The organism is Bradyrhizobium sp. FW305-F6, assembly GCF_058782905.1.
In genome coordinates this window covers 141138-157117 of record NZ_JBYSYD010000007.1, presented here as the reverse complement: position 1 = coordinate 157117, position 15980 = coordinate 141138, and the positions used below count along the sequence as shown (strand labels likewise).

Annotated in this window: 17 protein-coding genes; 7 read left to right on the top strand and 10 right to left on the bottom strand. The window is 64.0% G+C overall.

What is annotated here, in order from left to right:
* Window positions 1-49: 49 nt before the first annotated feature.
* Window positions 50-685, bottom strand: a complete 636-nt coding sequence (locus tag AC3WLX_RS32475; RefSeq protein WP_291631115.1) for a response regulator transcription factor — start codon at window positions 683-685, stop codon at window positions 50-52.
* A 149-nt stretch (window positions 686-834) separates the two neighbouring features.
* Between AC3WLX_RS32475 and AC3WLX_RS32470 the strand changes: the two genes are divergently transcribed.
* Complete coding sequence (locus AC3WLX_RS32470) at window positions 835-1134, top strand: hypothetical protein (protein ID WP_291631117.1); 300 nt, start codon at window positions 835-837, stop codon at window positions 1132-1134.
* A gap of 119 nt (window positions 1135-1253) precedes the next feature.
* Here AC3WLX_RS32470 and AC3WLX_RS32465 read toward each other — a convergent pair whose 3' ends face one another.
* From AC3WLX_RS32465 to AC3WLX_RS32435, 7 genes are all read right to left on the bottom strand, one after another.
* A complete protein-coding gene (locus tag AC3WLX_RS32465; RefSeq protein WP_291631119.1) occupies window positions 1254-1757 on the bottom strand; it encodes a response regulator in 504 nt (167 codons plus the stop codon).
* 141 nt (window positions 1758-1898) lie between these two features.
* Entirely contained in the window at window positions 1899-2216 is a 318-nt protein-coding gene (locus tag AC3WLX_RS32460) for a hypothetical protein (protein WP_011083221.1), read from the bottom strand.
* A gap of 2 nt (window positions 2217-2218) precedes the next feature.
* Window positions 2219-3097, bottom strand: a complete 879-nt coding sequence (locus tag AC3WLX_RS32455) for a CheR family methyltransferase (protein WP_492339009.1) — start codon at window positions 3095-3097, stop codon at window positions 2219-2221.
* Window positions 3098-3127: 30 nt separating this feature from the next.
* A complete protein-coding gene (locus AC3WLX_RS32450; protein WP_024343010.1) occupies window positions 3128-3517 on the bottom strand; it encodes a response regulator in 390 nt (129 codons plus the stop codon).
* A gap of 34 nt (window positions 3518-3551) precedes the next feature.
* A complete protein-coding gene (locus tag AC3WLX_RS32445; protein WP_492339008.1) occupies window positions 3552-4025 on the bottom strand; it encodes a chemotaxis protein CheW in 474 nt (157 codons plus the stop codon).
* A 26-nt stretch (window positions 4026-4051) separates the two neighbouring features.
* Complete coding sequence (locus tag AC3WLX_RS32440) at window positions 4052-6829, bottom strand: hybrid sensor histidine kinase/response regulator (protein ID WP_492339007.1); 2778 nt, start codon at window positions 6827-6829, stop codon at window positions 4052-4054.
* A 423-nt stretch (window positions 6830-7252) separates the two neighbouring features.
* The gene (locus AC3WLX_RS32435) at window positions 7253-7690 is read right to left on the bottom strand and encodes a response regulator (protein WP_492339006.1); all 438 of its coding nucleotides are present in this window, start codon (window positions 7688-7690) and stop codon (window positions 7253-7255) included.
* Window positions 7691-8436: 746 nt separating this feature from the next.
* On the opposite strand from AC3WLX_RS32435, the gene AC3WLX_RS32430 reads away from it, so the two are divergent.
* The 3 genes from AC3WLX_RS32430 to AC3WLX_RS32420 all read left to right on the top strand — a co-directional run bounded on the left by AC3WLX_RS32430 (window position 8437) and on the right by AC3WLX_RS32420 (window position 10073).
* Window positions 8437-9144: a Crp/Fnr family transcriptional regulator gene (locus tag AC3WLX_RS32430; protein ID WP_492339005.1), complete on the top strand. Its 708-nt coding sequence runs from the start codon at window positions 8437-8439 to the stop codon at window positions 9142-9144.
* Window positions 9145-9299: 155 nt separating this feature from the next.
* The gene (locus AC3WLX_RS32425; protein ID WP_291630264.1) at window positions 9300-9677 is read left to right on the top strand and encodes an Hpt domain-containing protein; all 378 of its coding nucleotides are present in this window, start codon (window positions 9300-9302) and stop codon (window positions 9675-9677) included.
* Between the two features lie 147 nt (window positions 9678-9824).
* The gene (locus AC3WLX_RS32420; protein ID WP_291630262.1) at window positions 9825-10073 is read left to right on the top strand and encodes a hypothetical protein; all 249 of its coding nucleotides are present in this window, start codon (window positions 9825-9827) and stop codon (window positions 10071-10073) included.
* Between the two features lie 77 nt (window positions 10074-10150).
* On the opposite strand, the gene AC3WLX_RS32415 is transcribed toward AC3WLX_RS32420, so the two are convergent.
* Complete coding sequence (locus AC3WLX_RS32415) at window positions 10151-10768, bottom strand: helix-turn-helix transcriptional regulator (RefSeq protein WP_492339004.1); 618 nt, start codon at window positions 10766-10768, stop codon at window positions 10151-10153.
* Between the two features lie 321 nt (window positions 10769-11089).
* On the opposite strand from AC3WLX_RS32415, the gene AC3WLX_RS32410 reads away from it, so the two are divergent.
* The gene (locus tag AC3WLX_RS32410; RefSeq protein ID WP_492339003.1) at window positions 11090-12253 is read left to right on the top strand and encodes a hypothetical protein; all 1164 of its coding nucleotides are present in this window, start codon (window positions 11090-11092) and stop codon (window positions 12251-12253) included.
* Between the two features lie 361 nt (window positions 12254-12614).
* Window positions 12615-13829, top strand: a complete 1215-nt coding sequence (locus AC3WLX_RS32405; RefSeq protein ID WP_492339002.1) for an EAL domain-containing protein — start codon at window positions 12615-12617, stop codon at window positions 13827-13829.
* Window positions 13830-13851: 22 nt separating this feature from the next.
* Here AC3WLX_RS32405 and AC3WLX_RS32400 read toward each other — a convergent pair whose 3' ends face one another.
* Window positions 13852-14712 carry a DMT family transporter gene (locus tag AC3WLX_RS32400; RefSeq protein WP_492339001.1) on the bottom strand — a complete coding sequence of 287 codons (861 nt, stop codon included), beginning with the start codon at window positions 14710-14712 and terminating at the stop codon, window positions 13852-13854.
* A gap of 821 nt (window positions 14713-15533) precedes the next feature.
* Here AC3WLX_RS32400 and AC3WLX_RS32395 point away from each other — a divergent pair.
* Window positions 15534-15938: a very short patch repair endonuclease gene (locus tag AC3WLX_RS32395; protein ID WP_492339000.1), complete on the top strand. Its 405-nt coding sequence runs from the start codon at window positions 15534-15536 to the stop codon at window positions 15936-15938.
* Window positions 15939-15980 lie beyond the last annotated feature (42 nt).

Below are 15980 nucleotides of genomic sequence, written 5' to 3'. Positions count from 1 at the left end.
TGCTCCGCATCGCCCCGGAATGACGAAGAAATATCCGCAATGCAGCCGCCTACGAGGCGCGCTGTGCCGCGGTCATCACGATTCGGATCAGATCGGCGGCGTTACGCGCGCCGAGCTTCTTCATGATGTTGGCGCGGTGATCCTCGATCGTGCGCGGGCTGATGCCGAGCGTTCGGCCGGCCTCCTTGTTGGAAGCACCCGAGGCGAACTGCTCGAGCACCTCGCGCTCCCTGCGCGTCAACGGCTCGCGGCCGGGAAAATGCAGCGAGCTGAATTTCGGCGATGCGTTCTCCGCCTGCCTGCGGGCATAGGCGCCGATCGCCTCGTCGAGGCGGCCGACGATCTCGCTGCCGCGGAACGGCTTCTCGATGAAGTCGAGCGCGCCACTCTTGATCGCGCCCACCGCCATCGCGATGTCGCCCTGCCCGGAGATCATGAAGATCGGCGCCGGATAGTCCTCGCCTTGCAGTTCCTTCAGAATGTCGAGACCCGACTTCCCGGGAATGTGCACGTCGAGCAGGATGGCAGCCGGTGTTCTGCTTCGCGCCACGGAGAGCAGCGCCGCACCGTCCGCAAAACAGATCACCTCATAGCCGGCCGCCTTCAACACCATCGACAAGGTGTCGCGAACGGCAGGGTCGTCGTCGACCACGAAGATTTCACCGCGAGAGCTTTGTTCGGCCATGTGCCACATCCAGTTGGCATGAAGGACTCGCGTCCGCACCACTCGTTATGGCGCTTGGCGCGGATTCGGCCCACCCGGATTTGTACGGGACATGGACTTAACGCACAAGTAGCGGCATGCCACCTAATTGAGGGGGACGGAGAATATCCATGCCAAATTCCGACACGCCGCGTCCTGTCGCAACGCCCGAACTCGCGAGCCGTGAGCTGATTGCGACGGACCTTCGTTTGCTGATCGCGCAGATCGAGACGAGCATGCGCCGGATCGCCGCAGCCATGGATCAGGAACATTGCGACGATTTCGAGGGTTCCGCGGACGTGGTCCTGCTCGACGACGTCACGCCCCGTTATGCCAGCGCGAGCGCGGCTCTCAGCGCCTGCCGGGCGGGCCTCGGCCACGCCCTGCAATGCCTGTCGGAATCCGGCAACGCGACGGACCACCGCGTTTGATCGCCTGGCGCCTCTTCAGCTCCAAGGCGCGATGAGGTCCGGATGAACGTCATCCCGCTTCAGGTTGTTGTTAAAGCGTCATCTTGCCGGAGAGCGCTTCGCACTTTCCGGATCATGCTTCAGGCGCGGTGCCGTTCAACGATTGCATCGCTCGCGACACCTCCCCAGGTGTGGATCGCGGGCAGGCCCATCGCGGTCTTGCCGAGATTGGCAAGGCTGATGCGCAGAGCCGCGAGATCCAGCGGCTTCGGCAGGCTCTGGAGCTCGATACCGACGGAACGGGCGAAGCTGCGGGCGGCACTGCGGCGCTTGCCGTCCATGCCGCTGACGACGATCACGGCGCCGGCGAATTTCGCCTTTGCCATCTCGCGCAGCACGTCGATGCCGTCGCCGTCCTCCAGCACGAGATCGAGCGTCACGCAGTCAAAGCGCGCAGCCCGAAGCTTCTCGATCGCGTCCGCCACGGAGGGCGCCACGGTGACTTCGTGGCCGGCCTGCTTGGCGGCGACCGTGATCAGGTGGCGCTGCGTGGCGTCGTCGTCGACCACCAGGAGCTGAAGCGCACGCCGCTCGGCGCCGTCGGGCAGGTTTGGCGAGATGGGCGAGAGAGAACTTCTGGGCATTGCCGTATCCTGAGATTGAGACCCTCAATGGATACACGGCACGCGCTTAGGCGACGTAAAACTGCTTTGGCCAATTGACTCAGATATGTTCAGCAAATGTGAAGCAAAGTTCCGGAAGCCGCGGCGCGCGGGGCGTCCAGGTCAGGCCGCGGCGTCATGGCCGCCGGCCGCACCGCGCTTCTTCCTGTTCTTTCCGCGCAGGAACTGGATGTCCATTTCCGCGCCGTTGACGCGGACCAGCTCGCAGCGGCGGTAGGCGAGGCCCGTCGATGACAGCAGCAGGAAGAACTCCTTCAGGTTCAATCCCTGGATCGAACCTTCCACCGTGAGGATGGCGTCGGTGTCGGAGATCGCGTTGAGCTTGCAGTCGCGCCGCCAGGTGCCGTCGATGGCCATGATGCAGACATCATAGCCGCGGCTGAAGGTCACGCGCTCCGCACCCTTGCCATCCTCGGCCATGTCTACCGTCCGGCGATGGCCGCGACGCGCGGCGCCGCGCCCGCGACAACCGGCTTGGCCGCCGCCGCACGCGGGTCGTTCGGCTTGTAGAGGCCGCGGCGCTCAGGAATCGGCCTGAACGTGTCGGTCAGGCCAACCACGGTTTCCGCCGCGCCGAGCACGAGGAAGCCATCGGGCTCGATCTGGCGCGCCAGGCGGTTGAAGATGTTGATCTTGGTGTCCTGGTCGAAATAGATCAGCACGTTGCGGCAGAAGATGACGTCGAAGGTGCCGAGCTGCGCGAAATCGTGCAACAGGTTGAGCTGGCGGTGCTGAATCATCGCCCGCAATTCGGGATTGACCTGCCAGGTCTCGCCCGTCTGCTTGAAATACTTCACCAGCAACTGGATCGGCAGGCCACGCTGCACCTCGAACTGGCTGTAGACGCCGGCCTTGGCCTTCTCCAGCACTTCTTGCGACAGATCGGTCGCGATGATCTCGATGCGCCAGCCGGTCAGGGCCGCACCCATCTCCTTCAGGCACATGGCCAGCGAATAGGGCTCCTGCCCGGTCGAACCGGCGGCGCACCAGATGCGCACGCTGCGTTTGCCGGCGCGCGCCTTGATGATCTCCGGCATGATGTGGTCGCGGAAATGATCGAACGGAACCTTGTCGCGGAAAAAGAAGGTCTCGTTGGTGGTCATGGCTTCGACCACGTCCGTGATCAGCTGGCGCGAGCCGCCTTGCAGCTTCTGCACCAGCTCGGCGATACCGGAGAGGCCGGCCTTGCGAGCGAGCGGCAGCAGGCGGCTTTCGATCAGATATTGCTTGTCTGCGGAAAGGTCGAGACCGGAATTATCCTTCAGGAACTTGCGCAGATACTCATACTCGGTCGGGGTCACGGATGGCCTCTTGCAGTTGTCGAACGCGTTTCAGGCCGCAGTCTCTTCGCCCAGCGGGATCAGCCCGACTTCCTGGAACTTCGCCATGACGATGTCCTTGTCGAACGGCTTCATGATGTACTCATTGGCGCCGCCGCCCATCGCCTTCGTGATGTGATCGATGCCGGTCTCTGTGGTGCAGAACACGACCATGGGTTCTTCGCCGCCGGGCATGCGGCGCAACGTGCTGAGAAACTGGAAGCCGTCCATCACGGGCATGTTCCAGTCCAGCAGGATGGCCTCCGGCATCGCCTTCTTGCAGTGGACCAGCGCCTCGACGCCGTCTTCCGCTTCGATCACCTGAAAGCCCAGCGCTTCGACGATGCGACGGGCAACCTTTCGAACGATGCTGGAATCATCAACGACCAAACAAGTCTTCATTCTTATTCTCCGACTCTATATTTCTGGTGTGAGTTCACGCAGCCATCTGCACTTTGGTTTCGAGATCGAGGACGCGGTCGATGTCGAGGACGACCATGAGCTGGCCGTCGAGGCGATGCACGCCGCCGGCGAGCTTGGCCATGCGGGGATCGAGGTTGACGGGATTCTCCTCCATGCCGGCCTCGGGCAGGCGCAGCACTTCGCCGATCTGGTCGATCAGGAGGCCGTAGGATTCGCCGCGCAGGTCGACACCGACCGCCATCGCGGTCTTGTCGTCCTCGTCCCTGGGCAGGCCGAGACGCGAGCGCATGTCCACCACGGTGACGATGCGGCCGCGCAGGTTGAGGACGCCCGCGATCTCGTGCGAGGACAAGGGCACGCGGGTGACGCGCTCGGGCATGAACACGTCCTGCACGCGCGAGATCGGCAGGCCGAACAGCTGGCCGCCGATCATCGCGGTGACGTATTCGACCATGGCGCCTTCGGCGGACTGGGTCTTGCTGGTCATGTGTCTCTCCTGTTCCCTGTCCTGCTCTATGCCGCGGCCCGGTTCAGCTCGGAGGCGCCGGCGGCGCCCGCGGTCTGCTCCTTCAGCGCCGCGATCAGACCGGGACGGTCGAACTTGGCGACGTAGTCGTGGAAGCCGGCCTGGCGGCCGCGCTCGATCGCCGCCGGCGACACCAGCGCCGAGAGGCCGATGATCGGCATCGAACCGAGATTGTTGTCGGATCGAATGACTTCCGCGAACTCGAACCCGTTCATGTCGGGCATCTCGATGTCGGTCAGCACCACGTCGAAGCTCTGGGCGCGCAGCGCGGCCAGGCCCTCCTGCGCGGTCGGCGCGGTGCGGACGCGATAGCCGGCCGCCTTCAGCACCGGGGCCAGCATGTTGCGGAAGAAGGCGCTGTCGTCGACCAGCAGCACCGACTGCGAGTGCAGCGACGGCTTCATCTCCTTGCGGGTGAACCAGTCGGAGAACGCCATCGGCAGGAAGTGGCCGACGTCGATCACCTCGGTGGCCTGGCCCTTGATCACGGCCGAGCCCAGAATGCCGGAGGAGGAGCCGCCGACCTCGATGTTGAGCCGTTCATCGACGATGTCGATGATCTCGTCGACGACGAGGCCCATGGAGCGGCCGTCGTCGGCGAACACCAGGATCGGCTGGGCGCCCTGGCTTGCAACGGTGACGCTCTCCATGGCGACCAGCGGCATCAGCTGCTCGCGGTACTGCACCATGTAGCGGCCGTTGGAGAACTCGATCTTGTCGGCGGGCAGCTCCTCCAGGCGCGTGACGAGGCCGAGCGGAACCGCCTTGGGCTGCGAGGAGCCGGCGCGGAACACCAGGAGCGAGGTGGTCTGCTCGCCGGAGCCGACGTGATGGGCGCCGTTCTCGTCACCCATGCCGTGGGCCGAGGAGCCGGCGGCGCCGAGCGCCTTGGCAATGCCGTTGGGATCGATGATCATGATGACCGCGCCATCGCCCAGAATGGTGTTGCCAGAGAACATGTCGATGTGACGCAGCTTCGTCGACATCGGCTTCACGACGATTTCTTCGGTGTGGAACACGCCATCGACCACGATGCCGAAGGTCTGGCTGCCGACCTGGGTCACCACGATGAAGCCGTTCTCGGGATCGGAAGCCGCGCCGTCGTCGATCTTGAGCAGCTTCTTCAGGTGGATCAGCGGCAGCAGCTTGTTGCGGAGCCTGAGGACGGCAGTGTCCTTGATCCGCTCGATGCGGTGCTCGCTGTTGGCGCGGGCGCGCACCAGCTCGACCACCGAGAGCTGCGGGATGGCGAAGCGGTCGCCGGCAGCTTCCACGATCAGGGCGGAGACGATGGCGAGCGTCAGCGGGATCTTGATGGTGACGGACGAGCCTTCGCCGGCGACCGACTTGATGTCGATGGTGCCGCCGATCTGGTCGATATTGGTGCGGACCACGTCCATGCCGACGCCGCGGCCCGAGACCGAGGTGATGGCAGCGGCGGTCGAGAAGCCCGGCGCGAAGATGAACTTGTGGATCTGGGCTTCGCTCATCTTCTCGAGCTCGGCCTCGGTGACGAGGCCTGACGAGATCGCCTTGGCCTTGATCTTCTCGGTGTTGAGGCCGCGGCCGTTGTCGGCGATGCAGATGATGATGTGGCCGCCCTCGTGATAGGCGGACAGGCGAATGGTGCCCTGCTCGCCCTTGCCGCTGGCGAGGCGCTCGGCGGGGGTCTCCAGGCCATGATCGGCGGAGTTGCGCACCATGTGGGTGAGCGGGTCCTTGATCAGGTCGAGCACCTGGCGGTCGAGCTCGGTGTCGGCGCCGTGCATCTCCAGTTCGATCTGCTTGCCGAGTTCGCTCGACAGATCGCGGACGATGCGGGGCAGCTTCTGCCAGGCATTGCCGATCGGCTGCATGCGCGTCTTCATGACGCCTTCCTGCAGCTCGGCGGTGACGTTGGAGAGGCGCTGCAGCGGCACCTTGAACTCGGTGTCCTCGTTGCGGCGGGAGATCTCCAGGAGTTGGTTGCGGGTCAGCACCAGCTCGGAGACCATCGTCATCAGGTGCTCCAGCGTATCCACGTTGACGCGGATCGACTGGTTGGCGATGCGGTCGCCTTCGCCCGCCATCTCCTCGCTCATCGCCCTCTTCGGCGCGGCCTTCTCCCGGGCGGGTTTTGCGTCCTTGGCAATTTGGGCTTCAGCAGCCGGCGCGGGCTCGGCCTTTGCTTCGGCAACCGGCGCGGGCTGTTCGATCGCGGTCTCGCGGAAGGCGCGCTCGAGCTCGTCGAGCGAGACTTCGCCCGGACGCAATGGACGCTCCAGCGTCTGATCGATCAGCGTGCCCGTGGTCATCTCCTTGGCGGGCTCCGGTGCAGCGGCCGGGGCTTCCGGCACCAGCGGCGGCGCTTCGGCGACAGGCGCCGAGCTACCGGCAGCCATTGCGGCCATGCCCTGCTCGACCATCGCCTCCAGCTTGTCGATGAGGTCGCGGTCGTTGCCTTCGGGCTCGGCTTCGGTCGCCTCCAGCCCTGCGAGGATCTCCTTGATGCGGTCGATCGAGGACAGGATCACCGTCACCGCCTCGGCGGTCACGGGCATGCCGTCGCGGAATTTGCCCATCAGGGTCTCGCCGGCATGCGCCAGCGCTTCCAGCCGCGGCAGCCCGAGAAAGCCGCAGGTGCCCTTGATGGTGTGGACCAGGCGGAAGATGTTATCCAGAATCTTGGCGTTGTTCGGCTCCTGCTCGAACTTCACCAGCTGATTGTCCACGGTGTCCAGGCTCTCGCTGGTCTCCGTCAGAAACTCCCGCAACAGATCATCCATGAGCTACGCCTTACTGACCTGGGCCCAAACGCGAGTCTGAACCACCGTTGACACGGACGGACGTCCTATTCTCGATCGTTAGACATCCCCTTTCACAGTCCCGTTAATTTCATCCTCCGTGCTACTACGGATATTGAGGCGAAGTTTGCGGTTTGGCTGCCGCTGCAGCGCTTTTCGGCAAAGTCGGCTGCGCGCCGCAACGAGGAGGACCGACAAGGTAAACGGGCAGATAACCGCGCTGCACGGCGCGCGGAAAGATCCTGCTCGTCGAGTAAGATCGAAATGCTCTGCAGGACGTTGGACCGGGTCGCCTTGCCGCCGACGCGCCCTCGTCGCCCGCGCTCTTGGGGTTGCCGCGACCTGCGCCGTCTGCGCTGGAAGTAAACGAGCGGTTACCCAGCCGCCAAAGTGACTCCTACCGCGCTAACCGAGGCGTGCGCCCGCGGCAATGTCGTGAGCGGGACGGTGCTCTGCCAGGCAATCATTGATGGCGGCGAGCAGCGCGTGGGGCGTGAACGGCTTGCGCAGACAGCGTGCGGCGCCGAGCTCCAGCGCCATGCGGAGAAAATCGGGAGCGGGCGAATTCAGATTTGCGAATGCATAACCAGACATCGCGATCAGCGGAATGACCGGCGCGCGCTCGTGGAAGATCCGGATCGATTCGAACCCGCGCATGTGCGGCATGAAGATGTCGATGACGATGAGGTCGAACTGTTCATGTTCGAGCGCGCGAAGTCCCGCTTCACCGCCCTCGGCGATCGTCACCCGGAAATTGCTGCGCTGGAGACAGAGCTCGATGGCCAGGCACACCATCGGATCATCGTCGACGACGAGAATATGACGCAGATTTTCTGACCCCATTTGAGCTTCAAGTTTCGGCAGTTCAGCAATTGAACCGTGGGGCACGCCTTTCTCCTTTGCTTCGATCGAGACATGAACCGAACGCGGTTTGCGCAGACGGTCGGGCTACGCGGACTGCGCCCGCCCAATGGCGAGCGCGGATGCCATGCTTTTCGGCTATGGAAGGCCCCTTACCGTTTCTTCCTGCAGCGTCAGGCAGGACTGCCGCTTCCTTCAGGACGAATCAGTGTGCGCTTCTCAATTCCGCCGCAAATGCGACACGCTGTCTGCCCTCCAGCGGGTATATGGACAGCATCACAACCATTAGATTAGGATCTGTTCATCGCGCAACTGAATGACGAACGAGCGCCGCTCCATGCATCGAGCCCGCCGGACTGACTCGCATGACCGCGACCGCCACACGCCCGTTCAAGAACCGCTGCTGTTGCCGCGGATTTCGCTCTGCTGCGTTCGCATCTTTCTCGAAATGGTCAGCAACTCTGTCCTGCGCATTGCGGGATGACCCTGAGATACTTCGCTGTCCGCATGGCGGATCCGTTTCGGCCGGAATGGCTGGGCAGCCTGCGACGGGAGCCCGGCGCACTCCTGGCCGCCTACATGCGCAGCACCGCGCAGCCGCGACGCCGCGGCAGGACAACTTGTCTCAATTGCCAAGTTATCCCGATGCGAAAATGATGGAGATTACCCAGTCCAGGCACGACTTCGCGCAACGTGAGTCGCAACTGTAGAGAACGGTGGAGGCAGCTATGGAAACCCTTGTGCGTCCACCCAACGGCTTCCTCTCCGCGCTCGCGGCAGACGATTATGAGTTGATCCGTCCACATCTGCGAACGATAGACCTGCCCCATGACGCGGTGCTGGTCGAGACCGGCGAGACGCTCAAGCGCGCCTATTTTCCCCACCGCGGCGTTATCTCGCTGGTAGTGGAGCTGGCCAAGGGCGAACATGTGCAAGTCGCCATGATCGGTCGCGACAGCCTGCTCGGGACGCTCTCCATCATGGGCGATGCGTGTGCGTTGAACACCGCTATTGTGCTGGTGCCCGGGGCCGCCTCGGTGGTGGATCTCGACCGGCTGCGCATCGCGGCCGACCAGAGCAGCACGATGCGCACGCAGCTCACCCGCCACGGACTGGCGGTCTATGCCCAGATGCAGCAGACCGCCGGCTGCAACGCCGCACATCCGGTGGAGTCCCGGCTGTCGCGGTGCCTGTTGCACACTCATGACCTGTCGGGCGACTCCCGCCTGCTGCTGACACAGGAGACCATGGCCCAGATGATCGGGGCGCGGCGCAACAGCGTCTCGCTGGTCGCAAACTCCCTGCAGCAGGCCAATTTCATCCACTACAGCCGCGGACACATCCAGCTCACCAACCTGGACGGCCTGCGCCAGACGGCGTGCGAATGCTACGCCACCGTGAAGGCCCAGTATGACCGGCTGCTCGCTCCACGCTGAACGCCACGCCGGCTTGGTAAACCGCGGGCTAATGCCGGCCCGCAAACACTGGCCACCCTGCTACCGAAAGTGAAATTGGAATGCCGTAGACACCGGACATGCCTCGCGCCGGCAGCTGCCGTGCGACGAGAACGAATATCCGGGCAGACTAGGCCATGTTTGACGCAACCATCGCACCTACGCAGAAGGAGCTCGATGCCGAGCCTGCGCGCGAACCCCGCGCCTACGAAGCGCTGGTGCGCGAGATCGGCGAGGACGGTGCCTGTGAAGTGCGCGAGGTGTTCTGGAGCGAGACCTGCGCCCGCCTGCAACTGTTCCGCACGCTCCCGCTCGCGCAGCACCACGCCAGGATCACGCGCGAGGCGCATTCGCTGAAGAGCGCGGCCGGAACGTTCGGCTATGTCAGGCTCGCGGCGCTGGCGCTGCAGCTGGAGAAGACCGCGGAGAGCCTCGGCGAGGCCGGATTCCACGCGCACCTCGACGCGATGGATGCCGCCTACGCAGCCGCGCGCGCGCAGGAGGCGGACTGCTAGATTCTCGACGCGTCTGTTCACGCAAGTCCGCCTAAAAGCGCTCCGAACCATCGGTGCGTATATTCCCGCCGTACTTCTACGGTTTGCGATTTTCACAGATGACTAATGATAGCTGGCGATAGTCCGGGAAAACCAGGAGGGTTTTCCATGTTCACCTACGAGACCGCAGACCAGAAGGAGGTTCGTCGCTTCCGCATCGCCCAGTTCAACGGCCGGATGGCAACGGTGAAGTCTGGCGAGTCGACCGTGACCGGCTTCGTGCGTTCGGTGCTGGAGCAGGAATCGAGCATGCCGCCCCGCTGGACCATCACGATCATTCCGAACGCGCCGAAGGAAGCAATCAAGCCGCTGCGTCCCGCCTCGCGCGCACGTCCGTTCGCCGAAGACTATCTCTGAGCGCAACGGATTTCCCAGACGTCCCCAGCGACGTCTCGCGCCTCGTCCGCCCACCCGCCGGCGGCGCAACCGACGCCTCAATCGATCGAATGCAGCAGCGCCGCACGGACGAGGTCCGCCGTGTTGCGCGCACCGAGCTTGCGCATCGCCTCGGCGCGATGGCTCTCGAAGGTGCGCGGGCTGATCTGCATGCGCAGCGCGCCCTGCTTGTTCGAGTAGCCTTCGCTGATCAGCCTCAGCACCTCGCGCTCGCGCTTGGTCAGCCGCTTCTGGCCGGACGGGCCGGGCAGATCGGCGCTCGGCGCGCGCTGCGGCATGCGGGCTACCTTCGATTCGGCCTGCTCGGTGCCGGACGCGGTCGGCGCGCCGGCCTTGTGAGGGCCGGCAAGCTGCTTGACCAGACCGCAAACGCGCTCGGTCTGTGCCAGTGCGTTCTCCACCACCCGCTGCAGATAGGCACGATCGCCCGTGGCGGGCGCCAGCTGGTCGCTGTGATGCTTGATCTCGCCCATGTAGAGCAGGAGCGCGGTCAGGGGGCCGTTGAGCTCGCGGGCAATGGCCGCGGCCATTTCGTCGGCCGCCGTGGCGCGGACGGCGCTCAGGTGGACGAAATCGGGCTGTTCAGCGGAAGCAGCGCTGCTTTCGTGCCATTCCGACGGCCGCGAATCGATGGCCGTATCATTCTGGGAACCCATGTCGTTGGTTTAGCGGAACCGGGGCCGGTCTGTGGTTAACTTTTTGCTCCGTAAGACTACGGTGATTTAGACGATTTTGCGCAAAAAGGGCGGCCTAGGCACAATTTGTGCTTGCGAGGCGCCGCGACCGACCATGCAAGGGTTGAGTTTCTGGCGAAGCGACGGAAACCGCCCGGGGCCGGCCGCCTTGCTCCGGTTCCCGACTCCCGTTTTTTACGGATTAATTAACGGCGACTTGCTTCTCTAGGGAGGTTGAGAGCGCGCAAATGCCTCCACGCGTTGGGCCCGCAAGCCCGCGGGCGCTGCGAAAGATTGCGTGCCATGGACGAGATCGATCGGCTGTCGGAATTCCTGCGGAGGCTGACGCCGCTGTCGCGCAGCTGTCTGCTCAGCGAGCTCGAACGGCTCGAGCTGTGCGGCATCGACATGCCCGGGTCGGCCGACCTTCAGTCCCGCCTGCGTGCCGAGTTCCGCAAGGACGGATCGACCCAGGCGCGCGCCACCTCGCCTTCGCGCTATTTCTTCGCGCCGCTCGAACTGGTGCTGATCGACGGCGCGCCCGACCATGCCAATATGGGGCGAATCTCGCGCAATACGCTGACGCCGATCTGGGAGTGGATCTGCCGCGACCTGCTGCCGACCATGGCGCGCGACTATATCCAGGCGATCACCGACCAGGTCGCGGCCAACAAGCCGAAGGAAGTGCAGAAGATCGCGTCGACCTTCCAGACCAAAGTCGTCAAGGTCCTCGAGAACACCCTCACCTCGGCCGAGAACACCGAGACCGCGCGCGCCAAGCTCGGGCAATACACGGCCTCGCGCACCGCCTTTGACGACGTCGTGAAGATGCTGCATGTGTTGCGCTCCGGCGATGCGCTGCCGAAGTTCAACGAGAAGCTGCCTGACACGATCGCGAAGTTCGACGACGGCCAGGTCGCCCAGATCACGCTGCAGCTCGACGCCTTCAAGAAGGCCCATCCCCAGGCGCTGCCCTTTGCGCTGGCGCTGGTGGCGCGCCGGCTGAAGACGTCCTGGCAATTGGTGCGGCTTGCCACCAAGGCCGCGGCCAGCAAGGCCGCCGCGGACATTGCCGCCACGCCCTATGCCAGCGTCGTTCACATGGTGCTCGACCGGCTCGACGACAAGCGCCTCGCGCTGCGGGTCGCGCTTCGCAACAACCGGGTGCTGATTGCCCGCGACCTGCTCGCCGAGATCTACGACACCGAATATGCGCTCAAGGTCCGCATCGACGGCATCGAGCATTGCGAATGGGGCGTCCGGCTCCAGCAATTGATGGACGCGATCGCAACATTGGTGTCCGCCGAAGTGAGCCGCTTCCCCGACAATGTCGGCCACATTCTCGGCTCGCGCCGGCTGCGCAGCCACGACACGATCGGCGGCAAGCTGACTTATCTCGCCTGGAAGGGACGCGACGCGATCGAGGACGGTGCGGCAGCGTTCCGCAAATTGATCGGGCAGACATAGGCGCGCTCAAGCATGATCCGACCGGATCATGCTCTAGTTGGGCGTGCGCGGCAGGCAGAGGAAGCGGTCGAGAAACCGCCCTGACAGCACGAACCTGAACCACCAAACCATCATTCGCCGCGTCGTCATAGCTGTTCATCCTCGACAGCCCTCCACCCGCTATGGCGGTCCTTTAGCGCGACTGCGGCAACGCGCGTGTGATCCATTTCACATGGAGGCAGCGCGGCCTGAACTGTCGACAAGTTAGCTCGAATTGGAGAGCTTAACGTTACTCAGATAATTCAAGAACGTTCTGAACCTCTCCTTATTTGAACCCACGCTCGGCGTTTATGACACCGTCACGGAACGGGAGTGGTATCAGATGAACGATGGGACGACTGAAGTCGTCGGACGGAGGCCTGTGACCTTCGGACGGCGAAAGGTGACGCCGCGCGCCTGCGTGGCCGACAGCAAGCGCCACTTGCGGGCCTTCCTCAGCGAGGTGCTGGAAGACCTCGGCTTCGTCACGAGCGAATGCGCCAGCGCCGACGAGTTGCAGAACGTGCTCACCACTGAACTGCCCGACCTGATCCTGCTCGGCGTCGCCGCCGACGGCATCGAGCCGGGACGATTTCTCGAGATCCTGGTGCGCGAGGGATTTGCCGGCAAGGTGCTCGCCGTCGGCGCCCGCGATTCGATCATCGTCAAGGCGGTGCGGCAGGTCGGCGAGGAATATGGCCTCAGCATGCTGCCGCCGCTCACCACGCCCTTTGGCGCGGACATGCTGCGCGAGCGCATTGCGATGCTGCTGCCGGAGGAGCCGGCGCCGAGCCCGGCGGTGCATGTCGGCGAGGCCCTGCATGCCGGCTGGCTCGAGCTGTGGTACCAGCCCAAGATCGACGCCCGCACGCTGGTGCGCAGCGGCGCCGAGGCCTTGGTGCGGATGCGGCATCCGACCTGGGGCGTGGTGCCGCCGGCCTATTTCATCCCGGAGCCGCACGACCCGCATTTCCGCGCGCTGTCGGAGTTCGTGGTCGATCGCGCCGTGCAGGACTGGCACTATCTTCTTGAGCACCAGAGCCCGGTCAACCTGTCGATCAACCTGCCCGCCTCCTATCTCAGCGAGCCGCAGTCGGTGCGCGATCTCTGCCGCCGCGTGCCGACGCATCCGGCCTTCGGCGGGCTGACGGTCGAGATCGACAGCGAGGAGGCGATCCGCGACCTCGACCTGCTGGCCGAGGTCGCGCGCGAGGTCGGCCTGCACAATATCGGCCTGTCGATCGACAATCTCGGCGCCAACTGGCCACAGCTGATGGAGCTGACCACGATCCCCTTCGTCAAGCTGAAGGCTGACAGGCAATTCGTCACCGGCAGCGGCGGCGACCGGCTGAAGCGCACGGTGTGCCGTCACATCGTCGAGCTGGCGCAGGCCTTCGGCGCAAGCACCGTGGCCCAAGGCGTCGAGAGCCGCGCCGACCTCGTCGCGGCGAACGAGCTCGGCTTCGACCTCGTGCAGGGCTTCCTGTTCGGCAAGCCGATGCCGCTGAAGAAGTTTGCGAAGGCCACGCTGACGCGGACGGTGATGGGGCAGGCCTAAGGGAGAGCGTGAGCCGGAAGCCTCAGGCATACCGCCGCGCGAAGAAGACGCAGACGACCACGAGCGCGGTCGCCAGGATCATGCTTGCTGCGACCGGCTCGTGCAGCAGGAGGCCTGCGAGCGCCAGGCCAAAGAACGGCTGCAGCTGCTGCAGCTGGCCGACGCGGGCGATGCCGCCGACGGCGAGCCCGCGGTACCAGAAGATGAAGCCGACGAACATGCTGAAGACCGAGACGTAGGCGAGCCCGATCCAGGCGGGCACGCTGACGCCGCTCAGGGTGGGCGGCCATGTCAGGATCGCGAGCGCCAGCATCAAGGGCAGCGAGAGCAGCAGCGCCCAGGAGATCACCTGCCAGCCGCCGAGCCGGCGCGACAGCGCGGCGCCCTCGGCATAGCCGAGGCCGCACAGCACGATCGCCGCGACCATCAGCAGATCGCCTTCGAGCGAGGCGGAGCCGTCACCGGAGAGCGCGAAGCCGACCACGGTGGCGCTGCCGAGCACGGCGAACAGCCAGAACAGCGGCCGCGGCCGCTCGCCGCCGCGCAGCACGCCGAAGATCGCGGTCGACAGCGGCAACAGGCCGATGAAGACGATCGAATGCGCCGAGGTGATGTGCTGGAGCGCGAGCGCCGTCAAAAGCGGAAAGCCGACCACGACGCCGATGGCGACGATGGCGAGCGAGGCGAGATCACGCCGCTGCGGCCGCGCCTGCCGCAGCACGGCGAGCACCACGGCCCCGATCAGCGCCGCGATGACGGCGCGCGCGGACGTCAGGAACAGCGCCGAGAAGCCCCCGACCGCCACCCGCGTCGCCGGCAGCGAGCCGCTGAAGATGATGACGCCGAGAAGCCCGTTGCCCCAGCCGCTGGCCGAAGAGTGCATGTTGGTCTCACTTGGGGTGGGGGCGGCGGATCGGGTGCCGCGGCGGTGGAACGCTTCGCGTGATGGCATGGAATAACAAAGTAGCGAAAACAACCCCATGCACAGTAGACGGGGGTTGCAAGATCAATGGGTTAGGTGGGGGGCTGGGTTGAGTGCGAGTCGGACGGGGTTTCGGGAGCCAGAAAGCCGAGGGATGGTGGTTTGACGCGCCTCTCCGGCGCACTTATGCGGGCCGACGAGAAGTGGCGGCGATCGCTGCTGCCCATTGCCAATGACGTCTCCCGTGATTTGCTTCGTCGGGCAAAACAGGGGCATGGTTCCATCATTGCAAGATCTAATTGGCTCGGCTCTGGCTGAACCTTTGGAAGCACCAGTTGCGCGATCGACGCAGGTTCTACTTTTTGCCGCTGAACACTGCCGGTCTTAATGGACCTCACCCTAACTCTGATGATCGAATAATGTCAGCGAAGCTGGAGCTCGGGGCTTGAGCTTACTTTTGCGGGGGTTAGCCGACGCGACTGCTGGAGTTGAGCGACAATCAGCTCAAGCCGATCGACGCATTGCGCTCGAACGCTTGCGCACATCGGATGCGATGAGATTGTCCCAGAATGGCAACGACTGGTGCTCAGAAAAGATTGCGGTTAAAGCTCTTCAAGAGATTGATTCTTAAAAGGTATTTTTTACCCGAGACCTAGTTGTTACACACCTGCAGTTCGCCTATCTGTCTGGCTCCGGAAACTTGTAGTGTAAAGAGCCGCTGCAATTGCCGGTTGCTCTTATTGTTCCCACGCCCTACCGTCAGAGCCCAGGAGTCTAAGTAGATGGATACAATGTCCACTGCAGAACGCAGCGCCCGCATGGCGTTGATTCGCAGCAAGGACACAAAGCCAGAAGTTGCAGTCCGGAAGGCCGCTCACGCCCTGGGTTATCGGTTCAGATTGCACAAGCGTAGTCTTCCAGGCCGTCCGGACATAGTCTTCGCAAGCCGGCAGAAGGTGATTTTTGTGCACGGGTGCTTTTGGCACTCGCACAGCGGATGCAAAGTGGCGAATAAACCAAAGAGCCGCTCAGAGTATTGGGCAGACAAATTTGAGCGGAATAAGACGCGCGATGCAACCAACGTGAGCAAGCTTGAAAAGCAAGGATGGAGCGTCCTCGTGATTTGGGAATGTGAAACAAAAGATATCGAGAAGCTAAAGGGCCGGCTACGAGCATTTTTGAAATGAGAGCGGACGCCCGATGACGACGCCGATCATCGCTACGAAGCC